The sequence below is a fragment of the Candidatus Thiodictyon syntrophicum genome, assembly GCF_002813775.1.
Taxonomy (GTDB): Bacteria; Pseudomonadota; Gammaproteobacteria; order Chromatiales; family Chromatiaceae; genus Thiodictyon; species Thiodictyon syntrophicum.
In genome coordinates, this window is sequence record NZ_CP020370.1 from 3,009,550 (window position 1) to 3,026,643 (window position 17,094).

16 protein-coding genes are annotated in these 17,094 nt (G+C 67.0%); 7 read left to right on the plus strand and 9 right to left on the minus strand.

Annotated features, from left to right (window positions below; translation table 11 throughout):
• Positions 1 to 145: 145 nt before the first annotated feature.
• From THSYN_RS12715 to THSYN_RS12735, 6 genes are all read left to right on the plus strand, one after another.
• Positions 146 to 913: a spermidine synthase gene (locus THSYN_RS12715; protein WP_100919475.1), complete on the plus strand. Its 768-nt coding sequence runs from the start codon at positions 146 to 148 to the stop codon at positions 911 to 913.
• Between the two features lie 125 nt (positions 914 to 1,038).
• Entirely contained in the window at positions 1,039 to 1,971 is a 933-nt protein-coding gene (locus tag THSYN_RS12720; RefSeq protein ID WP_100919476.1) for a tellurite resistance TerB family protein, read from the plus strand.
• Between the two features lie 167 nt (positions 1,972 to 2,138).
• Positions 2,139 to 2,273: a hypothetical protein gene (locus THSYN_RS36655; RefSeq protein ID WP_257791245.1), complete on the plus strand. Its 135-nt coding sequence runs from the start codon at positions 2,139 to 2,141 to the stop codon at positions 2,271 to 2,273.
• 167 nt (positions 2,274 to 2,440) lie between these two features.
• Positions 2,441 to 3,742 carry a citrate synthase gene (locus tag THSYN_RS12725; RefSeq protein ID WP_100919477.1) on the plus strand — a complete coding sequence of 434 codons (1,302 nt, stop codon included), beginning with the start codon at positions 2,441 to 2,443 and terminating at the stop codon, positions 3,740 to 3,742.
• Between the two features lie 9 nt (positions 3,743 to 3,751).
• On the plus strand, positions 3,752 to 4,738 hold the full coding sequence (gene hemF / locus THSYN_RS12730; protein WP_100919478.1) for an oxygen-dependent coproporphyrinogen oxidase: 987 nt from the start codon (positions 3,752 to 3,754) through the stop codon (positions 4,736 to 4,738).
• Between the two features lie 160 nt (positions 4,739 to 4,898).
• Positions 4,899 to 6,812 carry an autotransporter outer membrane beta-barrel domain-containing protein gene (locus THSYN_RS12735; protein ID WP_100919479.1) on the plus strand — a complete coding sequence of 638 codons (1,914 nt, stop codon included), beginning with the start codon at positions 4,899 to 4,901 and terminating at the stop codon, positions 6,810 to 6,812.
• 81 nt (positions 6,813 to 6,893) lie between these two features.
• On the opposite strand, the gene THSYN_RS12740 is transcribed toward THSYN_RS12735, so the two are convergent.
• The 4 genes from THSYN_RS12740 to THSYN_RS12755 all read right to left on the minus strand — a co-directional run bounded on the left by THSYN_RS12740 (position 6,894) and on the right by THSYN_RS12755 (position 9,824).
• Entirely contained in the window at positions 6,894 to 7,121 is a 228-nt protein-coding gene (locus THSYN_RS12740) for a hypothetical protein (protein ID WP_100919480.1), read from the minus strand.
• 212 nt (positions 7,122 to 7,333) lie between these two features.
• The gene (locus THSYN_RS12745; protein ID WP_100919481.1) at positions 7,334 to 7,585 is read right to left on the minus strand and encodes a hypothetical protein; all 252 of its coding nucleotides are present in this window, start codon (positions 7,583 to 7,585) and stop codon (positions 7,334 to 7,336) included.
• A 236-nt stretch (positions 7,586 to 7,821) separates the two neighbouring features.
• Positions 7,822 to 9,426, minus strand: coding sequence for an apolipoprotein N-acyltransferase (gene lnt / locus THSYN_RS12750; RefSeq protein WP_100919482.1), 1,605 nt, complete (start codon positions 9,424 to 9,426; stop codon positions 7,822 to 7,824).
• A 158-nt stretch (positions 9,427 to 9,584) separates the two neighbouring features.
• Positions 9,585 to 9,824, minus strand: a complete 240-nt coding sequence (locus THSYN_RS12755) for a hypothetical protein (protein WP_100919483.1) — start codon at positions 9,822 to 9,824, stop codon at positions 9,585 to 9,587.
• Between the two features lie 740 nt (positions 9,825 to 10,564).
• Here THSYN_RS12755 and THSYN_RS12765 point away from each other — a divergent pair.
• On the plus strand, positions 10,565 to 11,170 hold the full coding sequence (locus tag THSYN_RS12765) for a hypothetical protein (RefSeq protein ID WP_100919485.1): 606 nt from the start codon (positions 10,565 to 10,567) through the stop codon (positions 11,168 to 11,170).
• Positions 11,171 to 11,248: 78 nt separating this feature from the next.
• Here THSYN_RS12765 and THSYN_RS12770 read toward each other — a convergent pair whose 3' ends face one another.
• From THSYN_RS12770 to THSYN_RS12790, 5 genes are all read right to left on the minus strand, one after another.
• Entirely contained in the window at positions 11,249 to 11,788 is a 540-nt protein-coding gene (locus THSYN_RS12770; RefSeq protein WP_100919486.1) for an NADH-quinone oxidoreductase subunit B family protein, read from the minus strand.
• A 447-nt stretch (positions 11,789 to 12,235) separates the two neighbouring features.
• Positions 12,236 to 13,837 (minus strand): hydrogenase large subunit, encoded by a 1,602-nt coding sequence (locus tag THSYN_RS12775; RefSeq protein ID WP_335582505.1) that lies wholly within the window; start codon positions 13,835 to 13,837, stop codon positions 12,236 to 12,238.
• A complete protein-coding gene (locus THSYN_RS12780) occupies positions 13,834 to 15,360 on the minus strand; it encodes a hydrogenase 4 subunit F (protein ID WP_100919487.1) in 1,527 nt (508 codons plus the stop codon). The genes THSYN_RS12775 and THSYN_RS12780 overlap by 4 nt, the downstream gene beginning before the upstream one ends.
• The gene (locus THSYN_RS12785) at positions 15,357 to 16,040 is read right to left on the minus strand and encodes a formate hydrogenlyase (protein WP_100919488.1); all 684 of its coding nucleotides are present in this window, start codon (positions 16,038 to 16,040) and stop codon (positions 15,357 to 15,359) included. The genes THSYN_RS12780 and THSYN_RS12785 overlap by 4 nt, the downstream gene beginning before the upstream one ends.
• On the minus strand, positions 16,037 to 17,002 hold the full coding sequence (locus THSYN_RS12790) for a respiratory chain complex I subunit 1 family protein (protein WP_100919489.1): 966 nt from the start codon (positions 17,000 to 17,002) through the stop codon (positions 16,037 to 16,039). Before THSYN_RS12790 ends, THSYN_RS12785 begins: the two co-directional genes overlap by 4 nt.
• Positions 17,003 to 17,094 lie beyond the last annotated feature (92 nt).

The following is a 17,094-nucleotide window of genomic DNA, read 5'->3' on the forward strand; positions in this document are numbered from 1 at the left end:
ATCGGACCCGGGTGCCGGTCAGGGGGCGAAGATTGAGTTGAGAGCGGACGGCGCCCGGCGTGGTCCGGCGGCGGTTGCGGGGCCCGGTGCGCTGCCTGATCCTGTTAGACTATCAAAGGTTACCACCAGTGGGGCAGGGCCCGAGATGATAAACAAAGACAAGCTCACCGCGCTGGTGATGACACTCCTGGTGTGGGGTCTGGCGGGGGGGCTCTGCGGCGCCCTGTTCGCGGGTCTGCAGCAGGTGCTCATGGCGCTCGGACTCACCGCCTGGCAGTCGCCGCTGGTGGCCGCCGCGGCGGCGGCGATGGCTACGGCCGCCTTCTACAGTGCCATGCCGGTGGCCCTGAGCGGCGCCATGGCCGGGGTCCTGGCGTCTGTCGGGTCCCTGATCCTGGCCGGTCCGCAGCTCGGGCTCGGCACCATCGCCGGGACCGCCGCGCTGGTCGGTCTGGGGCTCGGCAGCTTCTATGCCTGGATGACGGACGCCGCCGGGCGGCCCCTGTCCCGGACCCTGGCCGGGCTGCTTGGGGGGCTGGTCGCGGGGGCGGTGGTGGCCGCACTGGTCGCCTCCGGCCGGTCGGCGGGGACCTTTGTCTTCGCCGCCCTCCTGGTCATCCTGGTCGGCACCCTGTTCGAGGTCGCGGAACGCTGGCTGATCGGCCGCGGACGGCGACTGGTCCCGGTCGACCTGGCGGCGGCGTTGGTGGCCGGTCTGATCGCCTCTATGGTCGCCGCCGGCATCTGGCTGCTCGGGGGGACCCCGACGCTGGCCCCGGACGGGACCAGTCACGACCTGCTGGGGCAGGTCCACCGCGAACTGCCGTCCGGTTTCCTGGGCGGGCTCCTGGGCGGCGCCGGCATTGCGCTGGTCCTGGAACTGCTCGGGTTCCGGCTGGAGGAACATCGCTGACCGGCCGGTTCGCCCGGGTATCCCCGGAGCCCCCGGCGCTGTAACATCCGCGGGCGGGCGGCGGGTATCCTGTTCCCGGCACCGCCGGCCGCCGATCAACCTTTCAAGCGCATTGGAGAACGCTGATGAATCCCCTTGATATGCTTGGTGCGGTGATGCAGTCCGGAATGGCCCCCGCGGCGGACAACCGGATGGGCGATGTGCTCGGCAAGATGATGGGCCAGATGACGGGCGGTGCCGCCGCGGGTGCGGCGCCGACGGCCGCCGGCGGTGGTCTCTACGAGGTCCTGTCCAAGGCCGCGGGGGCCATGCTCGGCGGCGGTGCGTCCGGTGCGGCGCCTGGCGCCGCGGGTGGGGGTCTCTCCGACCTGTTGGCCAAGGCCGCCGGGGCCATGCTCGGCGGCGGTGCAGCCGGGGCCGGCGGCGGGGCGGCGGCGCCGGGTGGGACCGGCGGTCTTTCCGCCGAGGTCCTCCAGCAGGTGGCCGGCGCCATCTTCGGCGGGTCCGGGTCCCAGGGCAATGCCGCTGCCGGTCTGGGCTCTATGGCGGTGTTCGGTACCCTGGCGGCCAAGGCCCTGGAGTTGGCCAAGGGCATGTTCGCCGGCGCCCCGGCCCAGGCGGGCGGGCCCCCGGCGGGCGGCAGGGACGGCCTGACCGCGATCCTGACCGGGCTGCGTGCCCCCGCGAATCCGCAGGAGCAGCAGCAGTTGATGGACGTGGCGATGCTGACCCTCAAGGCCATGATCAGCGCCGCCAAGGCCGACGGCCGGGTGGACGAACAGGAGCAGGCGCGCCTCCTCGGTAAGCTCGACGAGGGCGGCATCACCGACGAGGAGCAGCGCTTCGTGGCCGCGGAGATGCAAAAGCCCATCGACCTGGACGCCCTGGTCCGTGGGATACCGAACCAGCAGGTGGCGGCCCAGATATATACCGCCTCGCTCATGACGATCACCGTAGACTCGGAGGCGGAGCGGCGCTACCTGGCCGATCTGGCGGCCAAGCTCGGGCTGGACCAACAGGTGGTGTCCTATCTGCACCAGGCGGTCGGTCTCTCCTGAGCGGCGGCGCAACGCCGGTCCCGGGTGCCAACCGGGGCTGGTGCAGCGTCGCCGCCGGGTCGGCCGGCCCGCCCGGTGACGCACCCGGCAAGGCCCCGCACCGGTGCGCGGTCGGGTCTACCCCCGGCCGACCCCATGATCCAATCTCAAGCCCAGGAGTTCTCTCTATGTTCACCATGCTCATATTCATCGCCATCGGGATCGTGATCGGCTGGAACCTGCCCCAACCCCCGTGGGCCAGAGAGTGGCAGCAGAAGGCCGTGGATGCGGTCCGTTCGCTCACCAACAAGCAGGGCCACTGAGTCCCGCCCCGCCGGGGTCCGAGGACCCTGGCGTAGTTCATGCAGTTGTAGAAGTGCACCCGTCCTGCCCTTGGTCGGCGCGCTGGGCCAGGTCTTGATCTCGAACGCGCCCCTGCGCCCGGCAACGGCCGGGGCGGTCCTTTGCAGTTACTCCGGAGACCCATCCCATGTCCACACTCTGTTCTGACCAGGCAATCCTTACCCTGGGCGGCAACGAATACAAGTTCCCCATCGTCGAAGGCAGCGAGGCCGAGCGCGGCATCGATATCAGCGACCTGCGCGCCAAGACCGGCCACATCACCCTGGACAAGGGGTACGGCAATACCGGCAGTTGTGAGAGCGCCATCACCTACATCGACGGCGAAAAGGGTATCCTGCGCTACCGCGGGATCCCCATCGAACAGTTCGCGATGGGCCCCACCTTCACCGACGTCGCCTGGCTCCTGATCAACGGGCGGCTGCCCACCACGGCGGAATACGATGAATTTTCCGCGGATCTCACCCGCTATGCCAACCTCGACGAGAGCATGCGGCACCAGTTCGAGGGCTTCCCCCGGGTCGCGCCCCCCATGGCCATCCTCTCGGCCATGATCAACGCCCTATCCTGCTTCCACCCGGAACTGCACGAGCTGGAAGACGAGAGTCAATTCCGGCACGCCGCCGCGCGCCTGATCAGCAAGATACGCACGATTGCCGCCTACGCCTTCCGGCACTCACGGGGCCTGCCCAACATCTACCCGGACCCGGCGCTGCGCTATGTGCCGAACTTCATGCACATGATGTTCTCCCAGCCCTACAAGCAGTATATCTGCCCCCAATTGGTGCGCGATGCACTCAACCTGATCCTGATCCTGCACGCGGACCACGAGCAGAATTGCTCCACCTCCACCGTGCGCATGGTCGGTTCCAGCGGGGCCAACCTGTTCGCCTCCTGTGCCGCCGGGGTCTGCGCCCTGTGGGGGCCGCTGCACGGCGGGGCCAATGTGGAGGTGCTGACCATGCTGGAGCAGATCCACCAGGGCAACATCACCCCGGAGGAGTATGTGAAGCAGGCCAAGAGCAAGGACAGCAAGGTGCGTCTCATGGGGTTCGGCCACCGGGTCTACAAGAACTTCGACCCGCGCGCCAAGATGCTCGGCGCCATCGCCGAGAAGCTGCTGCCCCAGTTGAGCGCGGGCGACCCGCTCTTGGAAATCGCCCGGCGACTGGAGGAGATCGCACTGTCGGATCCCTATTTCATCGAGCGCCAGCTTTATCCGAACGTGGACTTCTACAGCGGTATCCTGTTGCGCGCCATCGGCATCCCGACCAACATGTTCACCGTCATCTTCGCCATCGGCCGCCTGCCCGGCTGGATCGCCCACTGGTGGGAACAGAACCAGACCCAGGCCAACCGGATCGCGCGGCCCCGCCAGATCTATGTCGGCGAGACCCACCGCGACTTCGTCCTGAGGGACAACCGGAGGTAGCCTGCGTCCGTGGGTGAGAGCCCCGACATCGAGGCGGTCCGCTCCTATCTGGGCGACCTGCAGGACCGCCTCTGTGTCGCTCTGGAAGTGCTGGACGGGCAGGCCCGCTTCCGGGACGACGCCTGGGAGCGGGCCGGCGGGGGCGGCGGGCGCACCCGGGTCCTGACGGGCGGGGCGGTCTTCGAGCAGGCCGGGGTCAACTTCTCACAGGTCTTCGGCGATCACCTGCCGGCGTCCGCCACTGCCGCCCGCCCGGAACTGGCGGGGTGCGGCTTCCAGGCCATGGGGGTGTCGCTGGTGGTCCACCCGCAAAACCCCTATGTGCCAAGCTCGCACCTGAACGTGCGCTTCTTCATCGCGCGGCACCCGTGCGAGCCGCCGCTCTGGTGGTTCGGCGGCGGCTTCGACCTCACCCCCTATTACGGCTTCGACGAGGATTGCGTCCACTGGCACCGCAGCGCCAGGGCCGCCTGCCGGCCCTTTGGGGAGGCGGTCTATCCGCGCTACAAGCAGTGGTGCGACGAGTATTTTTTCCTCAAGCATCGCGCCGAGCCGCGCGGTATCGGCGGGCTCTTCTTCGATGACCTGGGCCCCGGCGGTCTGCCCGGCGGTGACGGGACGGGCGGATTCGCCGAATGCTTCGCCTTCCTGCGCGCGGTCGCGCAGTCCTATCCGGGCGCCTATCTGCCGCTCGTCGAGCGGCACCGCGCCACCGCCTATGGCGAGCGGGAACGCGCCTTCCAGAAATACCGCCGCGGCCGTTACGTGGAATTCAATCTGGTCTGCGACCGCGGCACCCTGTTCGGGCTCCAATCGGGCGGGCGGACCGAGTCCATCCTGATGTCACTGCCGCCGGAGGTAAGTTTTCGTTATGACTGGAGGCCGCAGCCCGGCAGCCCGGAGGCGCGGCTCTATGAGCACTTCCTGGTTCCGCGGGATTGGGCGGACTGGGCCGAGATTCAAACTGAGTCTGCGACTCCCCCAAGAAACCTTTAACCCATTCCTTTATCACCAAAGACCGATCAGCAGATTATTCCGGCAGCCTGTTTTTTTCTTGCTACACTGATTCGCGAGTGTTGATGCCGCCACGCCCATTCGTGCGTCATGCCGTCAGTGTGGCTGTCCAGTAAATCCAGGTGTCACCGGGAGGCATGGTATGTTGGATCGGACAACGACCGCACGACGCCCGCACCGGGCGCGTCGCGTCGCGTTTCGCGCACTGCTCGCACTGGCGGCCGGCCTCGTGCTTTCCGCTGCGGCGGCGCTCGCGGATACGGTCAGCCAGACCGCAAGCGACGCGGTCGGGGAGAGTTCGCTCACGCAAGGGGCACGGTGGGGCGCCGGTGAGCCTAGCGGCGCGCCGGTGGCGGGGACACCGCCGACCGCCGGGTACGACTACGCCAACGCGGTTGCCGGCCGCCTGACCCGCACCCCGACGGCCGGTGACCTCAGCTTCGCTGGCGACTCGCTCAGCTTCTCGAACGCGGCGCAGTTGCAGTTGCTCAACGTGAATGCGACGACGACTATCAATGACTTACGTCTGGACAACGGCATCGTTGAGGCCGACGCCGCGGTTGGCGCCAACTCCGTCACGCTGGCGGGCACGGTCACGGTCGCGGCGGGCGGCGGCACCTTCCGGGTGGCCGACCCCGACAGCACGCTGGCCATCGCCGCGGCGCTGGTCGACCCCGCCGTCGACACCGCGGGTGACCTGACCTTCACCGGCACCGCGACGGGCGGGACCATCAGGCTCGATGCGGCCGCCAACACCTACACCGGGGCCACCACCGTCACCTCCGGACGCCTGACGATCTGGCACGACAACGCGCTCGGTGCCACCGCTACCGGGACCACCATCGACGGGACCGGGGCCCTCGTGCTCTCCGGCGGTATCTCCACCGCCGAGCCGCTGACCCTCCTCAGTCGTGCGGTCGACCCGGACACCGGGGAGCCGGCCCACGTCTATAGTGTCGGCAACAACACCCTGGCCGGCCCCATAACCCTGTCGGCGGGGAGCGACCCGTTCCTGTATGACACCTTCGCCTTCGGGTCCCTGGTCGGTACCCTGACGGTGGCGGGCGACCTGACGGCCGATGCCACGAACGACTATGGCTACCTCGGGTTCGGGGGTCCTGGTGCGGTGCGGGTGACGGGCGACATCGATCTCAGCGCCGTCGCGTTGGATGCCCAGGTGCTTGGGACCGGCCCCGGGCCATTGACGATCGACGGTGACGTGAATCTGTCGGGCGGCCCGGTCGACTTCGTCGCGCTCGGCGCCTTGGGCGGCGATATGACCGTCAACGGCAAGATCGATATGACCAACACCCCGGGCGGCGCCGCCGTTGCGAATCTGGGTTCGGGGACCCTGCTGCTCAACGGCGACATCGACATGTCCCCCCTCACGGATTACTACCGTGACGTGTACAATGCCGGGTCCGGGACTACGGTCGTCAATGGCCGTATCACGGGGGCCGACTCGGTTGGGGCCTACGCGGGTAAGATGGTACTTGGGGCCGGGGCCGACGTGAGCGGTACCGCCTGGATCTTTGCCGACCTGGACGCCATCGTCGATGCCACCGCGGTCGTCGGCGGACTCCTGCTGGGTGCCGATCAGGAACTCTTCGGTGACGGTACCCTGGAGGGCGATGTGGTGGCGCTGGACGGCTCGATGGTGGACGCCGGCTGGAATTGGGGCGATCCACCCGGACATTTCACCATCACGGGTGACCTCGACCTGAAGACCGGCAGCCGGGTCTTGGTGGACCTCGACCCGACCGGGTCCGGGAGCGCCGACTTACTGACGATCCTGGGCGAACTGATCCTGGACACCGACGTCTTGTTCGACTTCAATCTGCTCGGCGCGCTGGACGACCCGGTCTATATCTTCATGACCTATGGCTCCTGGGATGGCAGCGGCAATTTCGACGCGACCAATGTACCCAGCGGCTACGAGATCCGTTACGGTTATCAGGGCAACACGATGGCCCTGGTGCCGGGCCCTGCACCTTGGGCCCTGGTCGGACTCGGTGCCCTGGGGCTTGCCGGGCGTCGTCGGTTAGGCACCGGGTAACAGGTAGACCGGCGGGGCGCCCGCGCGGCGGTGCCCCGCGCGCGCTCCGGGCACGCCGGTCGTGACGGCGAGTGTGTCAGGCTAAGTGGGGTGCCCAGCCGGCTCCGATTCGAGGTTGAGGATATCCTGATCGGCCGGCACCGAGGTCTCCGGGGCGCGGTCGATCTCTCGTGGAACAAAGGCCTCGGGAATCCCCTTTGGCTCTTCCGTATTCAACGTACATCTTATGCCCTCGCATTTGCCGACAATGGCATATCCCGCCTGCGGCAGTGCCAGGGCGATGCCGATCACCAGCAGTGCAGGTCTCATCGATCGGGTTCTCATGTTACTTCTCTCTGTCGGTTGAAGGACCAAGGGCCAGGGGCCGATTGGGCAGCCCCGGATTTTCTCATAACCGGTAGTGAGGTCTTGGTGGACCTCGACGCGACCGGGAGCGCCGACCTCTTGACGATCCAGGGTCGACTGGCCTTAGGCGAGGACCTGTTGATCGGTTTCAACCCGCTCGGCGCGTTGGACGAGAGCTAGGTGCGCTGTTCGGCCGGTTTCGGTTCGAGGTTCAGCAGGTCCTCGTCGGTCGGCACCGGTGCCGCCGGGGCACCTTCGGCCTCTTTCGGAACAAAGGCCTCGGGTATCCCCTTTGGCGCTTCCGTGCTTAATATAATACAATTAGGGTCATTATTGCGGCATTGCCTGCTAATGGCATTGGCCGCCTGCGGCAGGGCCAAGGCAACGCCGATCACCAGCAGCGCGAGGCCCGTCGATCGTGTGTTCATGTTGTTTCTCTGCGTCGGTGGAAGGACCCGGGGTCGCGGAATCAGTCCGTTAACCCTTGCTGATTATATGGCAGCCTCCCCGTGGGAGCGCGATGTGGTTCCGCTTTTCCCGTGTTGCCGGACGGACGGCGCGGTTGCGCCGACAGACTCGGATTCCTCGGCAATCCTGCCGTCGACCCTTACCGGCGCGACCCGGGGTGCAGGGCGGCGCCGAGGCGGCCGGGCAAACCGGCGGCCTATGATGCTCTTGCGGCTCGGCCCATCCTGACCCAGGCCAGCAGCGCCCCCAGGACCGCCGCTCCCAGGCAGGCCGCCGGAAACAGATCGGGATAGCGGACATAGAGGCTCAGGTCGTTGCCCAAGGCGACCGATCCCACCGCGACCTGTTCTTCCCAGCGGGGGACCGATCCATAGAGCCGTCCCAGGGGGTCGGCGAAGAGTGTCAACCCCGTGTTCGCGCAACGCGCGAGCGAGCGGCGGGTGCTGATGGCGAGGATGCGGCTGTAGGCGGCGAGCTGCAGGGTCGCAGTGGAACGACCGAAGGGGCCGTCATTCGAGATCACGGTCAGCATCGCAGCCCCGTCGGCGACCAGGCGGGCGGTGCCCGCGGGATAGAGCACCTCGTAGCAGATGCGCACCCCGGCCCAGCGCTTCACGCCTTGGTGATCGCGGAAGGCGAAGCGGGTGGCGACCGGGTCACCCTTGAGGATCAGGCTCGTAGCGCCGTCGATCGGTAACGCGAGCGCCTCGAGCGCGGGGACGCGGTCGGCGAACGGCACCTGCTCGGCGAAGGGCACCAACTCCTGTTTCCGGTATACCTTGAGCCGCGGGGGCTGATCCCGGGGGAGATCGCGGGCATAGCGCGCCAGTTGCGGGGTCACGAGCAAGGCGGAGTTGTAAAGGTGCCGCTCATCCAACCGCTCCTGAAAGCCCAGGATGAGCGGCACATTCCAGCGCTCGACCACCAGCAACAGGTAGTCCCTGACGGCGGCTTGGGTGCTGACATCGAACGGCAGCGTCGCCTCCGGCCACACGACCAGGTCCGGGTGATGCGCGATGATGCTCTCGGTGCTGCGGATGACCATCTGCTCCATGGCCTTGACATAATCGCGCTGCGACTCCTGCTCCTTGCCCCCGTAACCGACGTTTGGCTGCACCAGGGCGATCGTGATACGCGGTGCCTGTGCCAGCCGCGGTTCGAGTTCGCCGATGCGATACCACCCATAGCCGGCGGGCAGAGCGAGCATCGGCAGGGCGATGGCGATCAGTCGCGGAAGCAGGCGGCGGGTCATCCCGGTCCGGCCCTCCGCGGCTTGCGCCCAGGCCCGTGCGATCAGCACATTGAATAGGACCAGCCAGCAGGCGATGCCCCAGACCCCGACCAGGTCGCAATATTGGATCAGTCCATACCAGTTGGCCTGACTGTAGCCGAAAAAGGCGAGCGGGGTATGCAAGGGCTGGCGGGTGAGTAGCCATTCCCACCCGGTCCAGAGCGGCGGCAGGACCCACAGTGCACGGCGCCAGCCGACCAGGCGCCGGACGGCGAAGAAGAGCAGCAGGATCGGCAGCATCAGGGCCGACTGCACGGTGAAGACGAAGAGACCCACGCCGGGCTGGACGACCAGCAGCCAGCGCGTGGCGATGGCCGTGCCGATCCAGAGCGCGAGCCAGCCGGAGCCGGCTGCCTGTCCCCAGGAGACGGGGCCGCGCAGCGCGAGCAACCAGGGCACCCAGCAGAACCAGGCGAGCGGTTCCAGGTGCAATTGGGTAAAGGACGGGAAGGACAGCCCGTAGAGCAGACCGCTGAGCGCGGCCCAGCGCCACGGGGAGGCCCGCTTCATCGTCGCTGCGCCTTGGGGCGATGGTGTCGCGGACCAACTCGTGACCTCAGCCACGGCGCGGCTGCCTGGGGTTGAGGTCCGAGGCGCCGGTCGCGCAGCCTGATGGTGGGTGCGATCCTTTGCCTGATTGCGGGTCCGACTCCGGTACGCCCCGGGGCCTAGTCGGAGCCATCCAGCGCATCGACGACGAGATTCAAGAGGTCCTCGTCGATCAGCGTGACCACCGCTTGGACTGTCTCCACCGCCGTCGGGATGAAGGCCATCTCGACGCCCTGGGGCGGGCCCGACACGTTGCGGCCGTCACATTCGCTGATAGCGACGGCATTCGCCGCCTGCGGCAGGGCCAGGATCACCCCAAGCGCGGCCACTGCGAGCGTCGTCATTAACTGCTTCTTCATGTGACACCTCATCTGTTCGGAAGGTACAACGGCACCAAGTACGCGATCATCGCGACCCTATGTCCTGGTAATTGTAGTGGACTTCCCTAAGAAAACGGTGAAGCCCATCCCAGTTTCCCGATCCGCCGCCATGACAACCCCATCCCCGCCCCGGGACGGGCCGATCCGGTTCTGGCCGGCACTGCGCGGCGCCCGCCACGCATCCAGTGCGATCCCCGGCCGCGGAGTCGCCGAGTTCCGGGAAAAGGCATGGGAAAAGGCGGGAAAAAGGGCCAACGGGATAAAGGGGCCAGTGCGGCTTGGCAATGTCGCATAGTCTAGTGGGTGCAAATCCCACCTGGGTAATCGTGAGCCGCGAGCCCAGTATCGAGCCTTGCGGCGCGAACGGTAACGGGCGCGTCGATGCGTAGGCACGAAAGCAGGCGAGGTGTAAAGGTAACGGGTGGAGGCGACCTTGAAGGTGTTGAGCCCCGAAAATTGTAACCGTTTAGCCCCCCCTGTTCTTAGCCCCCTCGCGGATCCGGCCAGCAACGCCCGGTCCGCACAGCGGACCTTGCGGGAAGGCTCCGCGCCCGCAGGGTCCGCGGTGCGGACGACCTCAGACAATTCAAGGAGATCCGAGTATCGGCTCGCCGGAGGCGGGCACCCGCGAACAAGTCTAAAACTTATCGACGACCCGTTGCCAAGTGCTATTATGTTCCCAATTCCGCTTTGGTCATCAAGACACATGATGGTACGCGATGCCTGAACCGCTGACAGCTGCTGCACTCCTCACGATCAGTGATCAGTTCGTCCATGTGCGAATGATGCTGAGTATCTTGGTCGGACTCAGCATTGCCCGCCTGTTGACCGGACTGGCGCGCTTCGTACAGCATCCGTCCCGGGAACAGGTGTACGGGCCGCACTTGGCCTGGGCGCTGTTCATGCTCCTGACCGTGATTCACTATTGGTGGGCGGAGTTCAATCTCGCCCAGATCCATACCTGGTCATTCGCGCATTATCTGCTGCTCATCGTCTACGCCTCGCTTCTGTTCCTGATCTCCACGCTCCTTTTTCCTGACAGGATGGATGAATATAACGGTTTCAAAGACTATTTTCATGCCCGTCAGCGGTGGTTTTTCGGGTTGCTGATCGCCATGTTGCTCACCGACCTCGCCGACACGCTGCTCAAAGGCCGCGACTACTTCATTTCCCTCGGCCTCGCTTACGATGTGTGGCTCGCGCTGCTGGTCTCACTGTCCGGGGCGGCCCTGTTCATCGCGAGCCGCCGATTTCACATGATCTTTGCGATCGTTGCGGTTGTCTCAAGTATGGGCCTGATCTTCTATCGATTCGACTCACTCTGATTCAAGGGAAAAGCAAAGCTTGATCGAGGCCCGAAAACGTTTCGGCTGAGTCAGGCGAAGTACTCGGGCCTGGTCACTTTACCTGTCCCGAGCGGCGGCCGGTGCCGCCTCCGGCGCAATGGCCGCCAAAAGTCCCCGCAGCAGGTCCAGGGGTGCAGGTGGGCAACCGGGGATCTTCACATCCACCGGGATGACATTCTCCACCGCCCCGCAACTCGCGTAGGACTCGCCGAATTCCCCGCCATCGCAGGCGCAGGTGCCGGCGGCGATGACGAGCTTCGGGATCGGGGTTGCGGCCCAAGTGCGGCGCAGGGCCGTCTCCATGTGGCGCGAGACGGGGCCCGTGACCAACAGTGCGTCGGCGTGGCGCGGGGAGGCGACGAAGTGCAGGCCAAAGCGTTCCAGGTCGTAATAGGGATTATTGAGCGCGTGGATCTCCAGTTCGCAGCCGTTGCAGGAGCCGGCATCGACCTGGCGGATGGCGAGGCTGCGCCCGAGGCGGGCGTGGACGTGCCGCAGCAGTTCGATCCCCAGCCGCTCCAATTCCGCATCATCCGCCGCGGGCGCGGGTTCGGTGATGACGCCGGTTTTCAGGGATTGCTTCAGGATGCGGAACATGGGGCGTTACCCTCGGGGAGAATGAGTCGTGCGGCAAAGGAAGACGGGGCCAAGGATTTCAATGTGGGCGGCGAGTCGCGTCAATACCCGGCATTCATTCGTCGCTGTATGTCACGCCCTTTCAGGGCTGGGCATTCCCATACACGGCACCCAGGGCGTTGCCCTGGGCTGGTATGTCAGGCCCCTTTGGGGCTTGGGATGCGCCGCGGGTCTTGATAATGATCTTGACGATTGTGCGCGCAGCGAGATCGTTGGTCCGCACAGCGGACCCTACGGGTTCGCTGCGTCCCCGTAGGGTCCGCTGTGCGGACCGCTCGCCGCGTGCCTAGCGAACGTCCCGACCCGAGGGATGATGGGTATAACGGCAAACTGGATTGAATTCGCGTTCATTTGCGTTCATTTGCGGCTGATCTTCTTCTTGAATCGCGTCAATCCAGAGCGACCGCGTTAAAGATCGACCCCGGAATAAGACCCATTGACCGACTTGTTGCACACCGGAAAGTCGGGCACGATGTTGTCCAGGACCAATTGCTCCAGGCCCGGCCAGATGAACCAGCTCGGGTCGCGCGGGAAGAAGCGGGCGATGCGCCCCTCGGCGGCGAAGCGCACGAAGCTCAATACCTCGCCGCGCCAGCCCTCCACCAGGCCCAGGCCGACCGCCCCGGGCGTCGCCGCGGGCAGGGGCGTGGCGATGGGGCCGTCCGGCAGGGTCTCGAGTAGTCGTTCCATCAGGGCCAGGCTGCCGCGGACCTCCGCCATGCGCACCCGCACCCGGGCGGCCACATCGCCGTCGGCCTCGGTATGGACCTTGACCTCGAGGGTGTCGTAGGGCGGGTAGGGGTAGTCGTGGCGCAGGTCGAAGGGCAGGCCGCTCGCCTTGCCGACGTAGCCGGTGCAGCCCAGGGCCCGCGCCTGCTCGGTGGTCAGGCGCCCGGTGGTGATCAGGCGGTCGTTCAGGGACGGGTGGTCGTCGATGACATTGAAAAGCGGTTTGACGGCCTTGCGCAGGGCACTGTGGTCGGCGTGCAGGGTTTGCCGCGCGTCGGCCGCCAGGTCGTGAACGACGCCGCCGGGGACGATGGCGTCCATCATCAGGCGGTGTCCGAAGAGGGTGCGGCTGCGCCGCTGCCAGGCCTCGCGCAGGCGCGCGCACTGGACGAGCGCGAAGGTGAAGCCCACGTCGTTGCAGATGGCCCCGATATCGCCCAAGTGGTTGGCGACGCGCTCGCGCTCGGCCATCAGGGCGCGCAGCCACAGGGCGCGGGGCGGGACCTCGCACCCGGCGGCGCGCTCCATGGCCTGGCAGGCGGCCCAGGTGTGGGCGACCGTGGAGTCGCCGCTGACCCGCCCCGCCAGCCGGGCCAACCCGGCGGGGTCCCGGCCCACGGCGATCTTCTCGATGCCCTTGTGGACATAGCCCAGGCGCTCCTCCAGGCGCAGGACATCCTCACCCATGGCGTGGAAGCGAAAGTGACCGGGCTCGATGATGCCGGCGTGCACCGGGCCCACCGGGATCTCGTAGACGCCGCTGCCGTGGACCGGGACGAAGGGGTAGCCCGCGTCCGCCGGGGTGCGGGCATCGGAGCGACCGGCCGCCGGGAACTCGGCGCGCAGCGGAAACTCGTCCGCCGCCCAGGCCTGGTGACGGGTCCAGCGGCGTGTCTCGCCGCTGAAGGAGACGCCGGTCAGGTCGTGGCAGTGACGCTCCAGGCGCTCCAGGCCCGGGTAGTAGGGCGTCTGGGACGGCAGCACCGGCTGTTGCAGCGCGACCGGTGTCTCCAGCAGCAGATAACCGCCCTGGTGCTCCAGGGCCGCGCGCACCACGATGAGGCTCGCGCCGGGCGCGTCGCTCGCGGTGTCCGGCGGATCGGCCCAGACCCCCGCGTGGCGCAACCCCATCCGCGCCCCGATCTTGGCCGCGCTGCCCCAGTCGTGGGGGTTGAGCACCAGCCGCCGCGCCGGGGGCAGGGACTGCAGGTCGTCGGCGTGGGCGAGCAGGCGCTTGTCCGCCAGCCGGGTGAGGAACTCGAACAGCCAGTCGATCTTCACAGCAGGCGCGTCCCCGTAATCAGCCCGGTCGCCCGGTCCAGCCAGTTGGCCAGGAAGGCGGGGATCGCAAGCCCGAGCCACAGCACCAGCGTCAGGTGGACGGCGACCGGGATCATGTTGGCCGCGACCGGCTGCTGGCCCTCCGGCGGGGTGCCGTAGACCATGGGGTGCAGGTGCCGGAAGAGTCCCGCAAAGGCGACCGCGAGCCCCGAGAGCAGGGCGAGCGTGAACCAGGGGGCGGTCTTCATGGTGGCCGTGAGCAGCAGGAACTCGCTCATGAAGACGCCGAAGGGCGGGAAGCCGGCGATCGCCGCAACCCCGATCAGGAGCGACCAGCCCACCGTCGGCTGGGTGCGGATCAGGCCGCGGATCTGCTCGATGGCCTGGGTGCCGGCGATATGGGTGGCATGACCGACGGTGACGAAGATCGCGGACTTGGTCAGCGAGTGCACCAGCATGTGCAGCAGGGCGCCGAAGGTGGCGAGCGGCCCGCCCAGGCCGAAGCCGAAGGTCATGAGCCCCATGTGCTCGATGGAGGAGTAGCTGAACATGCGCTTGATGTCACGCTGGCGGTGCAGGAAGAGCCCGGCCACCAGGAAGGACACGAGGCCGAAGCCCATCAGCAGGTAGCCCGCCAGGTGTGGGTTGCTGGTGTGCGCCAGCGACCCGTCCACCAGCATCTTGAGCCGCACCACGGCATAGAGTGCGACATTGAGCAGGAGCCCGGAGAGCACCGCGGACATGGGGGTCGGGCCCTCCGAATGGGCATCCGGCAGCCATTGATGCATGGGCACCAGGCCGACCTTGGTCCCGTAGCCCACCAGCAGGAAGACGAAGGCGAGCCGCATCACCGCCGGCTCCAGGCGCCCGGCCTCGGTATAGAGGGTGCTCCAGTTGAGCCCGGCGGCGGGGTCACTGATCACCTGTTGGGCGGCGAAATAGGTCAGCACGGTGCCGAACAGGGCGAGCGCGATCCCCACGCCGCAGAGAATGAAATATTTCCAGGCCGCCTCCACCGCCTCCGGGGTCCGGTACAGGGAGACCAGGAGGACCGTGGCCAGGGTGGCACCCTCCACCGCCACCCACATCACGCCCAGGTTGTCGGTGGTGAGCGCGACCAGCATGGTGAACATGAAGAGCTGGTACATGGAGTGATAGGTGCGCAGCCGCCGCGGCCCGATGCGGCCGATCGCCAGCACATAGCGCATGTAGGGGCGCGAGAAGATGCTGGTGGTCAGCGCGACGAAGGCGGTCAGTACCACCAGATAGACGTTGAAGGCATCGACCCGGAAGGGCATGCCGAAGATGTCCCCCGCGAGCGAGCCGGCGATCGGCCCAGGCCCGCCCAGGTCGCCGGGCAGGTCGCTGACCTGGGCCACCGACCAGGCGAGCCAAAGCGCCGCGGCGAGCGAGAGCGCCGAGACGCCCAGATTGAACCAGCCGGCGAGCGGCGGCGGGCGGATCAGGCCGAGGATCAGGGCGCCCAGGAGCGGCGTCAGCAACACCAGGGTGAGTGCGTTCACTGGTCGCCCCCCGTCTCGCGCAGCCGATTGAGTCGGTCCACGTCGAGCGAATCGATGCTCTCGCGGATCTGCAGGAAGAAGACGCCGAACAGCACCATGGCCACCAACACGTCGAAGGCGACCCCCAGTTCCACCACCAGCGGCATGCCGCCGGTGGCCGAGACGGCGGCCAGGAAGAGCCCGTTCTCCATCGACATGAAGCCCAGCACCTGCGCCACCGCCTGGGTGCGGAAGACCATCATCAGGAGCCCGATCAGGACCACCGCCAGGCTGATGGCGACGATGTTGCGGGTAAAGGCCAGTTCCTCCTGGATCATGGGCAGCACCAGCCAATAACTGAAGATCACCAGCGCGACCGCGGCCATGGTCACGAGCGTGGGGCTTTGCAGGGACTCGGTGTGCCGCTCCAACTCCAGGCGCCGCACCAGCCGATGCAGCATCCAGGGGATCAGCAAGGCCTTGAGCGCCAGCGTCAGGGCAGCCGAGAAGTACAGGTGATGGATGTGCCCGGTCGCCGCCACCACCGTGGTCACGGCCGCCACCAGGGCGCCCTGCCAGGCGAAGGCATGGATCGCCGAGATCAGCCGGTTCTGCGCCAGCAGCACGAAGGACAGGAACAGCACGATCGCCGCCAGCACCAGCACCAATTGCTGGAGGAGCGGCAGCAGGCCCAGGTTCATGCCCCCACCTCCAGGATCACATGGCTCAGGAGCCCCAGCAGCGACAGCAGCAGGGCCAGATTGAGAAATTCCGGGGCGCGGAACAGCCGCATCTTGGCCAGTACCGTCTCCCCGACCGCCAGGACCGCCCCGAGTGCGGCGAGCTTGGCCAGCACCGCGGCCAGCCCGAGCCCCAGGGCGGCGGCGCCGAACCCGCGCCCGATCCCCCAGGGGAAGAAGACATTGGCGATCAGGGTTCCATAGAGCAGCAGCTTGATCTGCGCCGACCACTCCATCAGGGCCAGGTGGCGGCCCGAGTATTCGAGCAACATGGCCTCGTGGATCATCGTCAGTTCCAGGTGGGTGGTCGGGTTGTCGATGGGGATGCGGCCGGATTCGGCGACCGCCACCAGGACCAGGCCGCCCAGGGCGAACAGATAGGATGGCCGCAGGACGAAGCCGTCGACCAGGTGATAATCGATGACGCTCGACAGGTTGGTCGAGTGTGCGGTCATGGCCAGGGTGAAGACCGCCATCAGCATGGCCGGCTCGGCCAGGGCCCCGATCAGCATCTCGCGCGAGGCCCCCATGCCGCCGAAGGCGGTGCCCACGTCCATGCCCGCCAGGGCCAGAAACACCCGCGCGAGCGCCAGGAGCCCCACCAGCACGATGATGTCGGCGATGGCCGCGGTCGGGAGATCCACCACCAGCAGCGGCACGGTTGCCGCCGCCATCCAGGTGGCCGTAAAGACGATATAGGGCGCGGCGCGGAACAGGGGGGAGGCGGTATGGGCGACCCGCGCCTCCTTGGCCAGCAGCTTATAGAGATCCCGATAGGCCTGGAGCAGGGGCGCGCCGCGGCGGTTCTGCAGCCGCGCCTTGACCTTGCGCACCCACCCGACCAGGAGCGGTGCCAGGGCGATGTACAGGCACGACTGAAAGACCGCGAGGACCCAGCCGGGCAGGGTGAGGTAATTATCCACGGCCGTGGGTTTCTCTGATAGCGAGTGCCTTTTGCGCCGTTGTCGTTGTCGTTGTCGTAATCGTAATCGAGGTTATCGTGGTGACTCGGATT

Coding starts and splice junctions, on each gene's coding strand:
- THSYN_RS12720 (WP_100919476.1), top strand. CDS start 1,039: ATGAATCCCCTTGATATGCTTGGTGCGGTGATGCAGTCCGGAATGGCC.
- THSYN_RS12785 (WP_100919488.1), bottom strand. CDS start 16,040: ATGAACCTGGGCCTGCTGCCGCTCCTCCAGCAATTGGTGCTGGTGCTG.
- THSYN_RS12745 (WP_100919481.1), bottom strand. CDS start 7,585: ATGAACACACGATCGACGGGCCTCGCGCTGCTGGTGATCGGCGTTGCC.
- THSYN_RS12715 (WP_100919475.1), top strand. CDS start 146: ATGATAAACAAAGACAAGCTCACCGCGCTGGTGATGACACTCCTGGTG.
- THSYN_RS12735 (WP_100919479.1), top strand. CDS start 4,899: ATGTTGGATCGGACAACGACCGCACGACGCCCGCACCGGGCGCGTCGC.
- THSYN_RS12770 (WP_100919486.1), bottom strand. CDS start 11,788: ATGTTCCGCATCCTGAAGCAATCCCTGAAAACCGGCGTCATCACCGAA.
- lnt (WP_100919482.1), bottom strand. CDS start 9,426: ATGAAGCGGGCCTCCCCGTGGCGCTGGGCCGCGCTCAGCGGTCTGCTC.
- THSYN_RS12755 (WP_100919483.1), bottom strand. CDS start 9,824: ATGAAGAAGCAGTTAATGACGACGCTCGCAGTGGCCGCGCTTGGGGTG.
- THSYN_RS12740 (WP_100919480.1), bottom strand. CDS start 7,121: ATGAGACCTGCACTGCTGGTGATCGGCATCGCCCTGGCACTGCCGCAG.
- THSYN_RS36655 (WP_257791245.1), top strand. CDS start 2,139: ATGTTCACCATGCTCATATTCATCGCCATCGGGATCGTGATCGGCTGG.
- THSYN_RS12725 (WP_100919477.1), top strand. CDS start 2,441: ATGTCCACACTCTGTTCTGACCAGGCAATCCTTACCCTGGGCGGCAAC.
- THSYN_RS12765 (WP_100919485.1), top strand. CDS start 10,565: ATGCCTGAACCGCTGACAGCTGCTGCACTCCTCACGATCAGTGATCAG.